Origin of the sequence: Paenibacillus ehimensis NBRC 15659, assembly GCF_004000785.1 — a bacterium.
GTDB lineage: Bacteria > Bacillota > Bacilli > Paenibacillales > NBRC-103111 > Paenibacillus_G > Paenibacillus_G ehimensis.
In genome coordinates, this window is sequence record NZ_BILX01000035.1 from 49,441 (window position 1) to 66,547 (window position 17,107).

At 54.3% G+C, this 17,107-nt stretch carries 14 protein-coding genes; 6 read left to right on the forward strand and 8 right to left on the reverse strand.

Annotation, left to right across the window (positions count from 1 at the left end; all coding sequences use genetic code 11):
• Nucleotides 1–15: 15 nt before the first annotated feature.
• The 5 genes from PEH01S_RS20050 to PEH01S_RS20070 form a co-directional block, all read right to left on the reverse strand.
• Nucleotides 16–1,509 carry an alpha/beta hydrolase gene (locus tag PEH01S_RS20050; protein ID WP_246063004.1) on the reverse strand — a complete coding sequence of 498 codons (1,494 nt, stop codon included), beginning with the start codon at nt 1,507–1,509 and terminating at the stop codon, nt 16–18.
• Nucleotides 1,510–2,339: 830 nt separating this feature from the next.
• The gene (locus PEH01S_RS20055; protein WP_127487618.1) at nt 2,340–3,419 is read right to left on the reverse strand and encodes a phosphodiester glycosidase family protein; all 1,080 of its coding nucleotides are present in this window, start codon (nt 3,417–3,419) and stop codon (nt 2,340–2,342) included.
• Between the two features lie 36 nt (nt 3,420–3,455).
• Nucleotides 3,456–3,887, reverse strand: a complete 432-nt coding sequence (locus PEH01S_RS20060; protein WP_025851221.1) for a hypothetical protein — start codon at nt 3,885–3,887, stop codon at nt 3,456–3,458.
• The gene (locus tag PEH01S_RS20065; protein WP_127487620.1) at nt 3,884–5,515 is read right to left on the reverse strand and encodes a response regulator; all 1,632 of its coding nucleotides are present in this window, start codon (nt 5,513–5,515) and stop codon (nt 3,884–3,886) included. Before PEH01S_RS20065 ends, PEH01S_RS20060 begins: the two co-directional genes overlap by 4 nt.
• Entirely contained in the window at nt 5,512–7,362 is a 1,851-nt protein-coding gene (locus PEH01S_RS20070; RefSeq protein ID WP_246063002.1) for a cache domain-containing sensor histidine kinase, read from the reverse strand. The genes PEH01S_RS20065 and PEH01S_RS20070 overlap by 4 nt, the downstream gene beginning before the upstream one ends.
• A gap of 105 nt (nt 7,363–7,467) precedes the next feature.
• Here PEH01S_RS20070 and PEH01S_RS20075 point away from each other — a divergent pair, with 105 nt between their 5' ends.
• From PEH01S_RS20075 to PEH01S_RS20085, 3 genes are all read left to right on the forward strand, one after another.
• Nucleotides 7,468–8,352: a carbohydrate ABC transporter permease gene (locus PEH01S_RS20075; RefSeq protein ID WP_025851224.1), complete on the forward strand. Its 885-nt coding sequence runs from the start codon at nt 7,468–7,470 to the stop codon at nt 8,350–8,352.
• Nucleotides 8,352–9,188, forward strand: coding sequence for a carbohydrate ABC transporter permease (locus PEH01S_RS20080; protein WP_025851225.1), 837 nt, complete (start codon nt 8,352–8,354; stop codon nt 9,186–9,188). The genes PEH01S_RS20075 and PEH01S_RS20080 overlap by 1 nt, the downstream gene beginning before the upstream one ends.
• 146 nt (nt 9,189–9,334) lie before the next feature.
• A complete protein-coding gene (locus PEH01S_RS20085; RefSeq protein WP_025851226.1) occupies nt 9,335–10,633 on the forward strand; it encodes an ABC transporter substrate-binding protein in 1,299 nt (432 codons plus the stop codon).
• Between the two features lie 108 nt (nt 10,634–10,741).
• Here the strand turns inward: PEH01S_RS20085 and PEH01S_RS20090 are convergent, their stop codons facing one another.
• Complete coding sequence (locus tag PEH01S_RS20090; RefSeq protein WP_127487630.1) at nt 10,742–11,374, reverse strand: flavin reductase family protein; 633 nt, start codon at nt 11,372–11,374, stop codon at nt 10,742–10,744.
• Between the two features lie 126 nt (nt 11,375–11,500).
• Between PEH01S_RS20090 and PEH01S_RS20095 the strand changes: the two genes are divergently transcribed.
• From PEH01S_RS20095 to PEH01S_RS20105, 3 genes are all read left to right on the forward strand, one after another.
• The gene (locus tag PEH01S_RS20095) at nt 11,501–12,190 is read left to right on the forward strand and encodes an ArsR/SmtB family transcription factor (protein WP_127487632.1); all 690 of its coding nucleotides are present in this window, start codon (nt 11,501–11,503) and stop codon (nt 12,188–12,190) included.
• Nucleotides 12,191–12,429: 239 nt separating this feature from the next.
• On the forward strand, nt 12,430–13,761 hold the full coding sequence (locus PEH01S_RS20100) for an MFS transporter (RefSeq protein ID WP_127487634.1): 1,332 nt from the start codon (nt 12,430–12,432) through the stop codon (nt 13,759–13,761).
• Nucleotides 13,762–13,865: 104 nt separating this feature from the next.
• Entirely contained in the window at nt 13,866–14,789 is a 924-nt protein-coding gene (locus tag PEH01S_RS20105; RefSeq protein ID WP_025851231.1) for an NAD(P)/FAD-dependent oxidoreductase, read from the forward strand.
• 86 nt (nt 14,790–14,875) lie between these two features.
• Here PEH01S_RS20105 and PEH01S_RS20110 read toward each other — a convergent pair whose 3' ends face one another.
• Together PEH01S_RS20110 and PEH01S_RS20115 are read right to left on the reverse strand one after the other, a co-directional pair.
• Nucleotides 14,876–15,646 (reverse strand): polysaccharide deacetylase family protein, encoded by a 771-nt coding sequence (locus PEH01S_RS20110; RefSeq protein WP_025851233.1) that lies wholly within the window; start codon nt 15,644–15,646, stop codon nt 14,876–14,878.
• Between the two features lie 60 nt (nt 15,647–15,706).
• Nucleotides 15,707–16,495, reverse strand: a complete 789-nt coding sequence (locus tag PEH01S_RS20115; protein ID WP_025851234.1) for a DUF2161 domain-containing phosphodiesterase — start codon at nt 16,493–16,495, stop codon at nt 15,707–15,709.
• Nucleotides 16,496–17,107 lie beyond the last annotated feature (612 nt).

Consider the following 17,107-nt stretch of genomic DNA (forward strand, 5'->3'; position numbering starts at 1 on the left):
TGATCGAAGCCGCTTTTATAGCTTATCCTCCGCCGGAGGCGCGGACAAGCTGTTTCTTTTTTTACGGATCCATTTGCGCAGCTCTTTGGTGTTGCCGTTTTTCTGATAAATGGCGATCAGCCGGTCATAATACAAGGTTTCGTCCGCCAAGCCGTGCTGTAATCCGCTGAGCAGGAAAGGAATGGCTTGGCCGCTTTTTCCGGTCAGCATGCAGTAATCGGCCGCCCATAAGGTGATGCCTTCCCAGAGCTGCTCGACCTTTTCTTTCAACGATAAGGCAAACGGGTCGTAGCACCCCGGCATGAGCTTGCCGCTGAGCCGGCTCAGCAAATCTTCGCACAGCCCGTACTTCACCTCGCTATCCTGCTCTGCGGCGACCTGCTGCAGGTCGTTCAAAAATTCCATTAAATCGCAATCGACAAGATAATTGAGCTTGACGACATCTCTTCCGATCGTAAGGCACGGCTTCTCCGTATCCTCGGTCTCCAGCAGTTTGGCGAAGTGGCTTAAGTAGACCCGCAAGTTCCGCATCGCATTCGGGTGCTCGATTTCCGGGAAGAGAGCTTCGCACAGCTGCTCCCGCGTAGCGGTCGGGTGAAAGGCCAGATAGATCATCAGGCTTTTGGCGTACCGGGTACCCCAGCCGTCTGGCACGATCCGGTCGTTTAGCCAGACTTCGAACTTGCCCAAGCAGCGGATGCGAATCCGGTTGCCGCTCCAATGCTCGTAGCCCTGTTTTGTCAAATGCTGCACGTGCTGCTGCAGCTCACGGTTTATGGCGTTGTTCCGTTGTCCGGGAAGCGGCTTGCGGATAAAGGAATCGATCCAATCGGACGCATAAATCGGCTGATCAACGAACACCAGGCTCGAGGCGTCGGGGACGACCAAGAAGGCCGTCGTCTCCAGCTGCGCATGCGTCAGACCGGCCAGCGCCGGCGTGAAGACCGGGTCCTCCTCGCCGGAAAGCAGCAGCACAGGCTTTTGGAGAACGAGGTAATCTTTCAGAAAGAAGGGCTTTGTCGCCAATTCCAGCATTCGCGCATAGGTGGGAGAGTGAACCCGTTCAAAGGCTTGTACGATTCGCTGGGTCAAAACCGTATCCGCGTGCTTGACCGACATGCGCTTCGCCATCGCTTCCCCGAGCGTTTGACGGGCTGCTTTCTTGGCGAGGGAGACGCGCAGCTTGTATTCCTTATGAAGCGAAGTAAGCGGAATGTGGGCGAATGGCGAGATCAGGATGAGGCTTTCGACCATTGAGCCGTAGGCAGCTGCAAACTGGACGGCGAGGTGCGCCCCGAAGTCGTGACCCATCAGGATGACCCGGTCCAATCTCAGCGAACGCAGCAGCCCATGGAGTTCTCCGATCAGCAGCTCCCAAGAAAGGTCCGCGTGTCCTTCGCTGCTTTGTCCGTGGCCGCTTAAATCGTACAAGAGGATGGAATAACGCGATTCGAGAAGCGGGACAAGGGACTGCCAGAAGGTGGAATTTAATCCGGCGCCGTGGATCATAACCAAAGTTTTTGCCCCCTTGACAGGGCACTCGTAATGTTCATAATACATCAGAGAATCGGCGGAAATGAAAAACGACATAAGTCCAAAGTCCCCCTATGGGATTCAAATTTTCATTCAAATTAGTCTTATAGGACTAGGTCTTTGGATATTATATCAAATGTTTAGCCAAAATTTAATAAAGCAAGTGAAAAAATAATGAATTCTTTCGGTTTTGTAACCATTCTGTAACGCTCGCTATGCTAGAATGCCTAGTAAGGGATTTTTATCCTCTTCGGTCAAGCTCATACAAAATCATACTAAAACCATATAGAGGTGGACTTGTCAGGATGGAGCGAATCGCAATGACTACAGGAGATGAAACCGTTGTACATTTGGAGATCCATGAAATCATGAGGCAGCTTGGGCTCAATCCGCTCAATTGGCAAAAGTTCTGCAGCAGTCCGTTAACCCTTGACCAGAATTCGCAGCCTGCTGCGGAGAACGAAGACACACGTTAGCCGGTGGTTCTATTTTTTTATGGCGATAGATACAAAATGTATCCGTAAATCGTGAAAGGAACATGAAAACGGGTTGAAAGAGGCCAGCCGCAAATGCAATCAGGTGTCCTGGATTGATCCGGAAGCCGAGTCTTTCAACCCGTAGGCGAAGGGAAGCGTATGATTAAAGTCCCTTGGTTTTGTCATCATTGTATGCGGCTGTAAGCATCGAGACAATGAACATAAGAAAAACAGTGATAACGAGCCAAAATGTGACTGACATTTACTCAGCACCTCCCGCCTATATTATACCCAACCGATTGGCAAAAGAAAACGCTAAATATGTGAATTTTACTTGAAAAACAAGAAGTGTGTCGCCAGCGGCCGCAGGCGGCCTCCGGCATCGGACGGCCGGTTGATCACTTGCCCGTCGTAGATCAGGCTTGACGAGCCGCCCCCGTCCAGGTTATAGGCGTCTTTGACGCCGAGTGCGATGAGCTTGTCCTGAAGCTCCGGAAGCGTTGCGCCGGAATGGCCGTTTTCGTCATTGCCGTCCGTCACCATAAAGAGCAGCTGATCGTTTTTAAAGCTGCCGACCACCGTCCGCGGCGCGCGGGCCGGGGAGGTTAGCCACTGACTCGGAATGCTCTGTTTCTTCCCGTCTTGGAGCAGGATCGGCACGAATGTCGCCCCGAAGGACGGCTTCAGCTTGTCCAAATCCTCCTGACGCGAAAATTTGCCGCCGATCAGCTTCCGGTCGGTGCTGATCCCGATGAAGGCCAGATCCTCGAACGTCGGCTCGAAGCCGTAGACGTACTTGCCTCCGAGCACCGTCGTGCTCAGCGGGAACCGCTTGCCGGTTTTGTTGTCGTCGGCGAAGCCTCCTGCGTTGATCCCGGCGACAGCGCCATAGCGGCGTACCGCTTCCAGCGTCGTTTCGCTGCCCCCGAGCTTATCTTTTCCAAGCACCATCTTCATGCCTTTGTCCGTTTTCAGATCCACTTTGAGCGCGTAGCCTTTATACCTCGGTTCCGTAAACGTATATAATTTCAGATCGACGTTGGACGTTGTCGTGGCGCGGTTGAGGTTGCCGCCAAGCTTCGCGCCGATCCGCGAGTCGAAGATGGCTGCCGGGCGCTGGGCCGCCGCTTCCGCGGTCTGCGTCATCGTGGCAGCTTCGGCCGAGCTTTTGGAGTATAACTCGTAGTATTTCTCGATCGTCGACCGGGTTTGCGCCGCGTCGGTCTTCGTTTTGTCCAGCTTGACAAGAACGTTCTGCCATGCTTCGCCGGCTTTCCACGAAGCGTCGGGAGCTCCGGCGAATCGAGGCAGCTCGACCGATATGCCCGCGATAAGCAGGAACAGCATTAATCCGACAAACGGCGCGCACACCAGCAGCATCGTCCGGTTAATATGTTGAATCGGAATCATGGCTTTCGGAGTTCACTGTCCTTTCGTCCGTGCAATCTATTGCAGCGCATCCAGCTGTTTCTTCAGGTCTTCGAGCTTGTTCTTCACTTCGGCGAGCTGCGTATAGAGCTGGTTGCTGTTGTCCGTCTTGCTGCTGGCGCTGTCTTTGGTAAAGGCGAGCAGCTCGTTCACCGCATCGACCTTCGTTTGCAGCTTGGCCATTTCGCCGGTCATGTTGTCTTTAAGCTCGGCGACCTGCTTCTGATATTGCTCCTGAACGGCGGCTAGCTGCTCATTCGTTTGAGCGGCGAGCTCTTCCTTGAGCTGCCGCTTCAAATGATCGGTATAAAGCTTGGCGCCCCATGCGCCCGAGCCGACAAGCACGGCCCAGACCAGTGCCAGAATCAGATACGTTTTCTTCGTCGGTTTCCCCGGCTTGACGGTGCGCGGAGCGGACGGCTGTCCCGCAGGCTCGATCTGCATACTCATGGTTGGTTCACCTTCCTGTACTCGTTAGGAGAGACGCCAACCGTTTTCTTGAACACTTTGCTGAAATATTTCTCGTCGTCGTAGCCGACCATGGCTGCGATCTGGGAAATGCGAAGATTCGGGTTCAAAAGCAGCAGCTTTGCTTTATCGATGCGGATGCCGCTGATGTAATCGGATAAATTCACATGAAATTCCTGTTTGAATTTACGGGAAATATATTCACGGCTCAAGTAAAAATGGTTGGCGATCTCCTGCAGCGTAATGTCCTGATGGTAATGATTTTGAATAAACTTGGCAATTTCAAAAATAACGTTGCTGTCCTGCCGCTGATGGGACAGCAGCAGCCGCGAGAGCTCGGACAAGCTGCGGACGAGCTGCTGCTCCCAGCGGTCGAGGGACAGAAAGCCTTCCTCGTCCAGCGGTACGACGAACGGCGCATTGTGCTCCTCCTCGCCGCGGAGCCCGTCGCCCTCGAACAGCTCGGCCAGCCAGCGGCTGCGCACGACATTATATTCGTGCCACCAATGCTCGAGCTGCTCCATGTCGATATAATCGAGCTTGCGCACGTCCGCGAACCATGCCGCAACCGCGCGGCGGATCTGCTCCTCGCTGCCGCTCTGCACCGAGAGCCGGATCGGGTCGGCGTAGTCCGTAAAAGAAAGCTGCCGGCTCCCGGGCGCGGAAGCGCCGGGTCCGGCGATCAGCGTGCGCTTCTCCCGGATCAGCAGATTGCGTCTGCGAAGCACCTGCTTGGCTTCAAGATAAGCGGCCGCCAGCCCTTCGGGGAACGGATGCACCCGGCTAACGCCAATATCGAAGCAGCTGCGGAACGTGTCCCGGATGCCTTCCCGGATGCGTTCGAGCAATGCCGGCGTCTGATCCAGTCCGCCATAAAGCAGCAGGATCGCTTCGCTGTCGCTGTTCCAATACCGGTAGGCGATGCCTTGCCGGGGACCGCCGGACGCCCGCGCGGACAGCAGCTCGTTGCATATGTTCGTGAGCGAGAAAAAGAGCAGCTCGTAATCGGCCATAAACTTGTCCTTGAAGCTGAGGCTCATCGTATCCAGGCTTAAGATGGCGATCCGGCATTCTTTTACCGAAGGTTCGAGCCCGAACTCCGCGTCCAAGGCTTTGGCATGCTGGGAGTACAGCTTCGGCTCGGTCAACAGGTTGGATAAGATTTTGTCCCAGTAGACCGGCTTCAGCTGATTCATTTCGATATTTCGCGCCTGCTGCAGGCGGCGTTCCGATTCCTCGCGACGGATGGCCGATACCGCCTTCTCCACCGCGGCGGCGAGCTGCTCGTGATCGATGGGCTTTAATATGTAATCGATGCCGCCGTATTGAACCGCGTGCCGGACAAGCTCGAATTCGTCGTGCCCGCTGATGACGATCGTTTTGCCGGACGGGTATTGGCTCTGCAGCCATTCCATCAGCTCCATTCCGCTCTTGACGGGCATCATCATGTCCGTAAAGATGAGCTGCGGCCGATGCTCCTCAATTTGCCGGACGGCATCGAGCCCGTCCTGGGCTTCCAGCACCTGATCGATGCCGAAGTCGCCCCATCGGACGAGCAGCTTAATCGCGTCCCGCACGTGCTTTTCATCATCGACGATGATGGCTTTCATAGCTCCCCGTTCTCCTTCATATGCAAGGGCATAAGAATCGTTACCTTGACGCCGTAAGGCTTATGATGCTCGATCCTCATGTCCGCTTCATGGTTGTAATAGAGCCGCAGACGCGATACCACATTGATCAGACCGATGCTGTCCTCTTCCTGCGGATGCTCGGGCGGCGAACCGAGTCTGGCTTTCAGACGCTGCAGCTCCTCCTCCGCAATTCCTTTCCCATTGTCCGCCACCGTCACTTCCATGAGTCCGTCCTCCGCCACGCTGCTTGCAATCAGCAATTTGCCCGTATTTTGTCCCGGGTCGAACCCGTGCTTAAAGTAGTTTTCCACAATCGGCTGCAGGATCATCTTAGGTACAGGGACCTGGAGCGTATCTGCGTCAATGTCGTACTCCACGGTTAATTGATGTTCAAAGCGCTGCATCTGCAGCTCCATATAGGAGCGGACATGCTTCACTTCGCTGTCAAACGGGACGACGGCGACGCTGGTGTTCATGCTGTAACGCATCATTTTGGCCAGAGACGACAGCAACGAATAAATCTTCGGCGCATCATGCTGCAGGGCAAGCGTTCCGATCGACTGCAGCGAGTTGTACAAGAAGTGCGGATTAATCTGCGCCTGCAGCGCCTTCAGCTGATTCGTCTTGTTGGCCAGCTCCAGCTTGTACTCCTGCGTGATCAGGTTGTTGATCGTCTGCATCATGATGCGGAAGCGATTCGCGAGAATGCCGAACTCGTCGTTTCCTTTGACGTGAATATCGACCTGCATGTTGCCGGATTGAATTTTTCCGATATAACCGATCAGCTTTTTGATCGGCGCGGTAAAGCGGAACGAAATGTACAGCGTCGCGGAAATGACCACCACAAGGAAGCCGATCAGAATCAGCGTGTTGATTTCGGTCAGCTGTCTGGCGTTGCTGTACAGCCGGTCATAAGGAATCCGCTTAACGAGCGTCCATTCCATATATGGCGTCGTCATGCGTTCGTACATTTGAATGCCCCGGAATTCTTCGCTGTCCGATTCGAAGCTGCCGCTCGGCTCGGACAAGCTGAGCAAATGGGTCACCCATGGCTCGTCGATCCGGGTTCCAACCGGCCCGGGGCCGTATACGACCCGGCCTTGATTGTCAAAGATGTAAAGCTGCTCTTCTCCCTTCTTATAAAGCTGCTCACAGATGGAAGAAAGCACGCCCAAGTTGAAATCGATCGATAAAATGCCGAAGTTTTTCATGGTCACGGCATTGACAACCTTCCGGTGCAGGCTGATTGCGGGAGCCGGGGGCACGGGACCGAATCCGCTCGTTCCGTACAAATGGCTCGGATGGGTCGGCTCCAAAGTGACATCCTCCCTTCGGCTGACGGGAGGGATGAATTTTGGCCCGGTCGTTTCGTTGCGGAAAATGTTCCCTTGGGTCCACAGGTACGATTTATCCGTTTCGGCGATATACAAGTAGACCTGCTGGATATCCTTCGCGGTATTGGCGATGCTCTGCAGGCCCCGGACGATTTCGTTGCGGCTCATGTAATCGGCGGCCCCGGCCTCGATCGCCTCGTAAAAATCAATGTCGTTATACACCGAGAGCGAAGCCTGATGGATACCGTTCAAATAATTGATAATGTTCGTTTTGCCTTGGTAGATCAAGTTGGAATTCGTCTGCAGCGTTTCCCGGGTAATATTTTGCTTCGTAAAATAATACGTCATGACGATGGAAGTGGAAATCGGCAGTATGGTGCCCGCAAGGAGAAACACAATCAGTTTATTCCGGATGCTGTTACGGATCATCGCGATTCCCTCCACGCAATTGTCGGCGCCATTATTGTACCAGTTGAGGTCAATAAATTCCACCTGATACGTCACCAGAATGCGTGTTCTTTGCTTTTGAGGGCTTATATACTGGGGGTATACTTTCAGCTTGGCCTGCGAATTGTAAGAAATAAAGGGGGAAAATCCATGAAAGCGAACCAGCGGCTATCCGGCGTGGTCCAGCAAATCGTCTTTGTCGGCCCGGCCTTTCTGTTCTTCAGCCTCATAGTTCTTGTTCCGTTTCTCATGAGCATGTATTATTCGTTCACGGAATGGAACGGGGTAACGTCGAACGTCAAATGGATCGGCCTCGATAATTTCAAACAAATCCTGACGACGGATAAAGATTTTCATAAAGCGTTCTGGTTTACGACGCGGTTTACCGTGACGAACGTCCTTCTGGCGAACCTGCTCGGCTTCGGATTGGCGCTTCTGCTGTCCCAGGCGCTCAAAACGCGGAACGTACTGCGGACGGTTTTCTTCCTGCCGAACGTCATCGGCGGGCTGCTGCTCGGATTCATCTGGCAGTTTATTTTCATCAAAGGGTTCTCGACCATCGGCGAGCTGACCCAAATCGCCTTCTTCCAGCTCCCTTGGCTCGGAGATGCCCCGACGGCGTTCTGGGGACTCATTATCGTTAGCGTCTGGCAAACGGCCGGGTATTTGATGGTCATTTATATCGCCGGCTTGGCGAACGTGCCGAAGGAGCTGACGGAAGCGGCGACCATCGACGGGGCTACCCGCTGGCAGGCGCTTCGCCACATTACGATCCCGATGATTATGCCATCGGTCACCGTTTGCTTGTTCCTGACGATCTCCTGGGCGTTCAAAATGTACGATCTGAACGTATCGTTGACGCAGGGGGGCCCGTTTAACTCTACCCAATCCGTGGCGCTCAATATTTATGAAGAAGCGTTCCGCAACAACCGCTATGGCTTAGGAACGGCGAAGGCCTTTATTTTCTTCATCGTGGTGGCGCTCATTACGCTCATTCAAGTATCCGTCACGAAGAAAAAGGAGGTTGAAGTGTAATGGATACGTCCAAAAGTTACAACCTGCGTACGTTTGCCCTGGAGCTGTTAGCCATTGTGCTTGCCCTGCTTTTCCTCGTGCCGTTCTATTTCGTGATCGTCAACTCGATGAAATCGTTCGGGGACCTGCTCGTGAATTCGGCGAATTTGCCGAAATCGATCAACTTCGACAACTACGTCAAAGTATGGGGCATCATGAAATTTCCGAAGGTCTTTACGAACTCGCTGATTATAACCGTTTTCAGCAACCTGGGGCTCGTGGTGATCGGCTCCATGGCCGCTTACCGCCTGGTGCGGTTCCCGTCGAAGTTCAACAATCTGCTTTTCCTCGCCTTTGTGGCGGCGATGGTGATCCCGTTCCAATCGATCATGATCCCGCTCGTCAAAGTGGCAAGCGAGGTCGGCTTGATGGACAGCAAGCTCGGACTGATCTTCTGTTATTTCGGCTTCGGGATATCGATGACCGTATTCTTGTATCATGGCTTCATCAAGTCTATTCCCCGGGAAATTGAAGAATCCGCGACCGTGGACGGCTGCACGCCGTACGGCGTATTCTGGAAAATTATTTTTCCGCTGCTGAAGCCGATGAGCGTCACGATTATACTGCTCAACAGCTTGTGGATCTGGAACGACTTCCTGCTGCCGCTGCTCGTGCTGAACAGCCCGGACCTGCGGACGATTCCGCTGGCCACGTACTCGTTCTTCGGCCAATATACGAAGCAGTGGGATATGGCGCTTGCCGCGCTCGTACTCGGCGTCATTCCGATCGTCGCCTTCTTCCTGGCGATGCAGCGGTTTATTATCGAAGGGATTACGGCCGGATCGGTCAAAGGCTGACAGGAATGGTTATGTAAGCGGTTGTTCAAAATGTTCCACCTTTTCGTTCAATATAGTACGTGTTCGAAAGGCGGGACATTTTATACAATACAAATGAAACAACCAGACAAAAAGCCGTATTAAATAAGGGAGGTTTCATCATGAAAATGAACAAGGTTGCGAGCGCCGGAATGGCAGCGGTTATGTTGATGTCGTTAATCGCGGGCTGCGCGAAAAAAGAAGAAGCGCCAAGCGGTACGAACGCCGGAGGCGGTGCAGCCGGGGGCAAAAACGTCACGCTGAAAATGTTCCAATTCAAGGTCGAAATTGCGGAACCGCTTGCCAAGCTGGCGGCCGAATACGAGAAACAAAACCCGGGCGTCAAAATCCAAATCGATACCGTCGGCGGCGGCGCAGACTACGGCGCGGCGCTGATGGCGAAGTTCAACTCCGGCGATAAGCCCGACCTGTTCAATAACGGCGGCTTCTCCGATCTGGACAAGTGGATTGAGCATTTGGAGGACTTGTCCGACCAGCCTTGGGTCAAAGACCTGGTGCCGGTTGCCAAAGAGCCGATGACCAAAGACGGCAAGCTGTACGGCCAGCCGCTGAACCTGGAAGGCTACGGCTTCCTGTATAACAAGGATTTGTTTGCTCAAGCCGGCATCACCGAGCTGCCGAAAACGCTGGCGCAGCTTGAAGACGCGGCGAAGAAGCTGCAAGCCAAAGGCATCACGCCGTTCGTGAACGGCTACGCCGAATGGTGGGTGCTCGGCAACCACTTCGTGAACCTGCCGTTCGCTTATCAGAAAGACCCGAACACGTTCATTGACGGCCTGAACAAAGGCACGGCCAAAATTCCGGGCGACCCGGTCTTCGACAACTGGGTGAAGCTGTTTGACCTGCAGCTCCAATACGGCAACAAAAACCCGCTGCAAACCGACTATAAAACGCAAGTGACCGAGTTCGCCACCGGCAAAGCGGCGATGACGCAGCAGGGCAACTGGACGCAATTGCAGCTGACGCAAACGAACCCGAACCTGAAGGTCGGCTTCCTGCCGATGCCGATTTCCGACGATGCCGCAGCGAACGACAAGCTGCCGGTCGGCGTGCCGAACAACTGGGTTATTAATAAAAATTCTCCGAACAAAGAAGAAGCGAAAAAGTTCCTGAACTGGCTCGTGACTTCGGATATGGGCAAAAAATATATGGTGGAAGAGTTCAAATTCATTCCGGCGTTCACCAACATCCAAGGGGACGAGAAAATTCTCGGACCGCTGGCTGCCGATCTGATGAAGTACAGCAAAGAAAACAAAACGCTGAGCTGGAACTGGTTTAAATTCCCGGGCGGCGAAGCGTCCAGCAAGAAGTTTGCTTCCACGATGCAGGCGTATGTCGCGAAGCAAAAAACGAAGGATCAAATGCTGACGGAATTCCAGCAAACTTGGGAAAGCCTGAAGAAATAAGAAGGTTGAACAATCAAGGCATCTGCCCCTCGCGGCAGTGCCTTGATTTTTTTGCATGCTTGCGGAATGCGGCCGGCTAGAGTTTGTGCGGCTTGTGCCGCTTGTGCGCTATACTTCGGCGCGGTAATTGTTGCCCAGACGATCTCCGAGGCCGAAGTAATGCCGGAAGTTGTAAATTAGCGGATTCCAACGGGAAGGATCGATATGATCGCTGCCCTTCTTCTTCACAATGTCCGGGAGAGCGTGGATTTGCAGCGCCTCGGCTTCGACGATGGCAAACATCGGCGCATAGTCCGGAACCGTGATCTTTTTGACGGCGCATTCGATTTGCAGCGGGCATTCCGCGATTCGTTGCGGTCTAACGGACAACGAGGCGGCCGGCGTCAGCCCGGCGGCGGTGAATTTATCGGGCTCGTAGCGGTAGCCCATCTCTGCTTTATAATCCGGCACCGGATTCTTCCCGGTGAGCGAGCCCAGCTTTTCGACCTGCTGCCACAGAGCAGCATCGGGAATGTTGACGACCAGCTCCGGCGTTCGCTGCAGGTTGTCTATGCCTTGGCCGCCGAAGCCCATGCCGAGCACCAAATAACGGCCGAGCGCCCAAGACGAGGAAAGAGGACTAATGTTGGTCGTACCGTCTTCGTTTAGCGTCGTAGCGAGGATGACGGGCATGCCGTAATATAAAATTTTTGGCTGAATGCTCAGATGGCTTGATTTCGTAAGGGAACCTTTCGTGTTCATGCTTCAATACCTCCGATGGTTGTTATGATCCGATAAGGGTTTGGGATAGCTGCTCCCAGATCATTGTAATTCATAGACGTTTCCATTATCATCGAAATGTGGAATGCAATAAAAAGGAGGGATACGATGAACCTGAAACGGAACGTATCATCGATCGCATCGCTGATCAGCGACCCGTCCCGGGCGGCGATTCTGCTGCATCTGCTGGACGGCCGCTGCCATCCGGCCGGGGACTTGGCTGCCGTTGCGGGAATTACGCCGCAAACCGCCAGCTTTCATTTGGCCAAGATGGCGGAGACCGGGACGGTAACGGTAGAAAAGCACGGCCGGCACCGGTATTACCGGATTGCGCAAGCGAGCGATGCGGAAATGATCGAGCAACTGCTTTCGTTTGCCGGGCCGGCGCCTGTCGTCTCGTTACGCCAATCGGACCAAATGAAAAAGCTCCGTCACGCACGGATGTGCTACGACCATTTGGCAGGGGAAGCTGCGGTACGTATTACGGAATCGCTGCTAAGGGAAGGACATTTGCAGAAAGACGGGCTGCAGCTTCACGTTACGGCTTCCGGCGAACGATTTTTTGCGGATTTCGGCTTGGATTTGCCGCAGCTTCGCAAGAAGCGGCGGGCATTCTCCCGCTGCTGTCTCGATTGGACGGAGCGCGAGCATCATGTGGCCGGCGCACTCGGGCAAGGGCTGACCGAGCGGATGTTTGCGATGGATTGGTTTCGCCGGGAGGAGCAAAGCCGGGCCGTGCGAATTACGCAGGAAGGGAAGCAAGGAATGGCGGAGCGATTCCGAATTCGGCTGGATTAAACCGGCGGCTGGTATAGCGGTGCATCAAACCGACAAGGGACGGGGAAACGGCTAATAACGGGAGGTTGACCGGGGCCTTCTCCCGCTGTTGGCGAAAAATGGCCGTATACGCTTGCAATCGCGCTTGTTTACGGTTTCACAAACGGCTGCCTCCGCTGATACAATGGTCGTAAAATCGATGTTGGGCGAACGGGAGGCTTAGCGCCTCCTGTTTGCCGGGAGAGGCGGTCCAGGCTCGGATGGGGTTACGACTCGGAGAAGCGGTCAGGCATTGGGTGGAGTCGCGGAAGACGGCGGTACCGGAAGAAAAGAGGCTGTCGGCCGAGGCCGTTGCTTCGCTCTTTATTCACTTTTGCTTTCAGTTCGGAGCTTCGATGTCGGGCGTCTTTTTGACGCTGTACTTGTGGCGGCTGACCCACAGCCTCGAAATCAACGGAGCGTACTATGCGATTAACTACGCGGTCGCGCCGTTGGCATTCGCACTAGGCGGCTGGATGATCAAGCGCAAGGACCGCATGGTGACGTACCGGATGGGCATTGCGATGATCGCGCTGTTTTATTTGTCCGTTGTCTTCTCCGGGGAGCTGGTGGCCCAATATTACGTGCTCTTTGCCGTGTTGAACGGCATTGCGAGTTCGTTTTACTGGGTGGGCTATCTGACCTTGATGTACGATGTAACGACGGACCGAAACCGCATCCGTTTTCTCGCAATCAATATGATAACGTTTACGCTCGGCGGCCTGATCGGTCCGGCGTTGGCCGGGTTTCTTATTCGGCAATTCGAGGGCTTGCAGGGCTACACGATCGTTTTCGGCATCTCGTTCCTCATGTTTTTGCTGGCGGCGCTCGGCAGCTTCAAGATCCCGATGAAGGCTTCGCACCATAAAGCGTATTACCTGAAATATGTTGGCCTGCTGATGCGCAAAAACCGGGATTGGACCTATTCGTTAATCGCTTTTTTGGTCATGGGTCTGTTTCAGGGACTGATGCTGTTTTTGCCGAATATTTTGCTTTTTCAGATCGTCGGCCGGGAGGATCTGGTCGGTTACCTGGGAGTATTGTATGCCAGTCTCGGCATCGGCACGGGGATGTTCATTTCCCGTTACGGCACCGAATCCAAGGCCAGGGCCTTTATGTTCATCTCGACTATAGGATTCGTGATCGGCACGGCGTTCATTTTGTGGAAACTGACGCTGGGTACCGTTATCGCTTTTATGATCATTTATTCTATCTGTGCGCCCCTGCAGGGCAACACGATTACTTCGTATTATTACCGCTTGATCGGTGTGCTGCCACTTAAGGGCCAGCTTCGTGTCGAATCGGTCGTCATGCGCGAAACGTTCTTGAACGGGGGACGCGTCGTATCGATCGGCTTGCTTATCTGGCTGACAAGCGCCGCGGGCAGCGAGGTGCTTCCCTGGGTGCTGGCGGCAACGGCCGCGGTGCAAATCGGGCTGGTCTGGCTGCTGAGCCGGCGCGCGGATGAAGAGCCGCCTCAGGGAGAGGCTCCGGCTGTGCGCGGTCCCGGTTCGGAGAGCGCCTCCCGCAGTGGTATGAAAGCTTCCTCTTGATCGCAGAGGAAGCTTTTTTCGTACTGCTTTTAGGAAACGGATGGAATGGAATCAAGGAGAGTGGGGGGATGCTAACAGTAACGAATAGCAAAGGGGCGTAAATCATGTACGATTGCATTGTCGTCGGAGGGGGCATTGCCGGCTTGCAGGCGGCCATCCAGCTTGGTCGGTACCGGCATCGCGTGCTGGTGATCGACAAAGGGCGAGGGCGCTCAACGCTGTGCCGCAGCTACCATAATGTGCTCGGTTGGCCCGACGGAGTCTCCGGCCAGGAGCTCCGCAAGCTCGGGCGGCAGCATGCGGAGCGGCTCGGGGTGGAATTTCGCCAAGATGAAGCGGTGGCGGCCGCAAGGAACGGCCGCGGCTTTCAGATCGCGCTTGCCGACGGGGGCGGGGCCGTCCATACCGAGACGCTGCTCGCTGCAACCGGCGTGCTGGACCGCTTCCCGCCTCTGCCCGGGCTGGAAGAACGGCTTGGGATCAGCGTTTACGTATGCCCCGACTGCGACGGCTACGAGGTCAGCGGGAAGCGGACCGTTGTGATGGGATCGGGCGATACGGGAGCGGGAATGGCGCTTGCTCTGTGCTATTGGACCGATCGGATCGTTTACGTTAATCATGAACGGCAAGCGGTAGGCAGCGGCTATGCAGACAAGCTTGTGGAATCGGGGATAGCGTATGTGGAAGCGGAAATCGCGGAAGTGCTCGGGGGACCGGACGCCCGGTTCGACGGCGTGCGCTTGTCCGATGGCCGGACAATCGACGGAGAGCGAGGCTTTATCGCTTTTGGGGGCAACGAAGTGTACACCGGGTGGATGGCGTCTCTCGGCGTCGAACGTCTGGAGAACCGTCATATCGTCACCGATCCGCGCACCAAGAAGACGAACGTTCCCGGCGTCTGGGCGGCCGGAGATATCGGAGTTCACTCGGAGCAGGTCACGATCGCGATGGGCGAGGGCTCGCAGGCGGCGATTTGGATTCATAAAGAGCTGTTGAAGCGAAAAATGAATACCGCGGTTTTTGTTTAAGCCGTACCCTTAGCAAAGGGACCAAAGCTGTCTCTGTTCGAAGAGATCGCTTTGGTCCCTTGCGTTTGTTTCCCGATCTGGGGAGGTCAAGATTTGGGCGGCTCCAGCAGCCGCTTCCACGCTTTCATCGATGCTTCCCCATTGACGAACAGCCGTTTCAGCTTGAGCGGGTCCTGATCGGACGAAGCCCACCCCTGATCGATGGTAAACGCATACCGGAACTTATTCTCTTTTAAAATATTCAAGGTCGTACGGTTGGACTCGCCATACGGATAGCAAAAAACATCGGCTGTCATTCCGAGCTGTTCCTCGATCAGCTTTCTGGATTCGGTAATTTCATACGCTTGCTTCTTGGCACTCAGCTTCGGCAAGTGCGGGTGATTCATGCTGTGGGGCTGAATGTCCCAACCGGCCTCCTTCATCGCTTTGACCTGCTCCCAATTCAAATAATAACCGTCGCCTACAAACCCCGGGACCATAAATAACGTAGCGTGGAATTTCAACTTTTTGAGCAGTGGATAAGCGTGTTCGTAGTTGTCCGCATAGCCGTCGTCAAACGTAAGCAGGATCGGTTTTTCCGGCGGCTTTTCTTTGCCCTCGAGGATATCGGTAAATTGCTGAAGCGTGAGTGTCGTGTACCCTTCGTCGGCCAAGTAGCGCATCTGCTCTTCGAATTTGTCCGGGGCGATGGTGGCCCGGTTGCCGGGATCGACGGTAATGCTGTGGTAGTTGAGCACGGGAATGCGAATGGAAGAAGCGGCCTGCGCAGGCAGTGATAAAGCAGGGGGGAAGAGGGATGACATGAACGCAAGCATAGCAAGACATAACGCGAAGAGAGCCCGAACGAACGGTTTCATAGCGCACGTCCTTTCTGCACGGTAGTCTATCACTCTATACTTACCCGCCGCCCGAAGAATTTATGCATTTTGCAGGACAGGAACTTGCGAAGCTTCGGCGGTATCCGCCCGATCCGCCCCCGCGGCCGGCAAGTAAACCTCAACGACGTGGGCAAAAGTCTGCAGCGCCGCTTCTCCCTGCGGGGTGAGCTTGTATACGCCCCGGGCTACGCGCTGGAACCACAGGTATACGTTCTTCTGAAGGAAGCTTGCGGCCTGTGCGTTGCCTGTCAGGTCGCGCAGCTGCTTAGGGCTCATGGGGCCATGGGTGTGCAGCAGCGCCGCCAGATGAAGCGATTTCTCGCGGTAAGCGGTGACGAGCTTTCGCTTGCTGCTGCCGCCGACGTTATAATCGGCACGGCGTTCCTGAAACTCCTGCATCAGCTTGCCGGCAGCATGCTTGTTATGTCTGGGCATTTTGAGCGGCATCGCGAGCCCGGACCCGTCCGGCGGATGACATTCGACCTCGACCCGCGGCTTGCGCGTTTTATAGAATTGCACGGCGATCATGCCGAGGCCGAGCATGCCGCACAGCCTGCGGAGCTCCGGCCAGCTGGCGCCGTGGGGCGCGCGCCCTTTGGCCGGCCGCTCGAAAGCGACATACACGAAACGGCTGATCTTCAGACGGTCGATCGCTTGAAGCAGGAGCGGGATCGAGAAGCTTTTTTTCAATTCGACGATGAGCGGAGGCTCCTCCCCGCGGATGGCGACCAGATCGCAATGACGCACTTCGCCACGCACGGTGTAACCGAGCTGTTCCAAGTAGGCTTTAACGGGGGCGTACAGCTCCGTTTCACTTTTGATGGCCAAAGGGCCGCGCCTCCTTTTTTTGCGGTGATATTGTAGAGTAATTATACCATACTTTGGGTGGGGAGACGGTGAAAAGAGAAGGGTGTTTTGATACGAAAAAGTAAATTATTTATAGTACGAAAGTCTAATAAAATGGTATTATTTTGTCGATATATACAGGAGAAAATGACTAGTTTTTTTGTGTTGAATGGATTTTTTAATATTTCATTTCAAAAATAAAAGAAACAAGGTGACTATGTGACTCGAGAACATCATTACCAGAAGCTTTTAAGAATATTGCAAGCCACTATGGTTTTATACCCTCAGTTTGCTCCGTATGTAAATGCAGGTTCTATTGAATTCACGGGGAGCGAAAAGAGAGTAGTAAAAGAAGAGTCGGTATATGACAGTTTGGAAAAGTATCATTATCCCGTATATAATCCGAATATTTCCTATCAGCTAAATAAAATTAAATTGAGCGAGTTATCCGGCCCACCGATGGTATTGCCGAGTGGCGGTATGATTTATACGACGTGGGACCCGACGGGGCAGCGCTTTGTAAACAACGATGCGGACGCGGGGGCGTACTTCTTAGATACGGATTCGTTGACGTACTCGATTGTAAGACAGCCG

Excerpts from the sequence above, each read along its gene's own strand:
- PEH01S_RS20060 (WP_025851221.1), bottom strand. The coding sequence starts at position 3,887 with ATGAGTATGCAGATCGAGCCTGCGGGACAGCCGTCCGCTCCGCGCACC.
- PEH01S_RS20105 (WP_025851231.1), top strand. The coding sequence starts at position 13,866 with ATGTACGATTGCATTGTCGTCGGAGGGGGCATTGCCGGCTTGCAGGCG.
- PEH01S_RS20100 (WP_127487634.1), top strand. The coding sequence starts at position 12,430 with ATGGGGTTACGACTCGGAGAAGCGGTCAGGCATTGGGTGGAGTCGCGG.
- PEH01S_RS20080 (WP_025851225.1), top strand. The coding sequence starts at position 8,352 with ATGGATACGTCCAAAAGTTACAACCTGCGTACGTTTGCCCTGGAGCTG.
- PEH01S_RS20065 (WP_127487620.1), bottom strand. The coding sequence starts at position 5,515 with ATGAAAGCCATCATCGTCGATGATGAAAAGCACGTGCGGGACGCGATT.
- PEH01S_RS20075 (WP_025851224.1), top strand. The coding sequence starts at position 7,468 with ATGAAAGCGAACCAGCGGCTATCCGGCGTGGTCCAGCAAATCGTCTTT.
- PEH01S_RS20055 (WP_127487618.1), bottom strand. The coding sequence starts at position 3,419 with ATGATTCCGATTCAACATATTAACCGGACGATGCTGCTGGTGTGCGCG.
- PEH01S_RS20090 (WP_127487630.1), bottom strand. The coding sequence starts at position 11,374 with ATGAACACGAAAGGTTCCCTTACGAAATCAAGCCATCTGAGCATTCAG.
- PEH01S_RS20050 (WP_246063004.1), bottom strand. The coding sequence starts at position 1,509 with ATGATCCACGGCGCCGGATTAAATTCCACCTTCTGGCAGTCCCTTGTC.
- PEH01S_RS20110 (WP_025851233.1), bottom strand. The coding sequence starts at position 15,646 with ATGAAACCGTTCGTTCGGGCTCTCTTCGCGTTATGTCTTGCTATGCTT.
- PEH01S_RS20095 (WP_127487632.1), top strand. The coding sequence starts at position 11,501 with ATGAACCTGAAACGGAACGTATCATCGATCGCATCGCTGATCAGCGAC.
- PEH01S_RS20085 (WP_025851226.1), top strand. The coding sequence starts at position 9,335 with ATGAACAAGGTTGCGAGCGCCGGAATGGCAGCGGTTATGTTGATGTCG.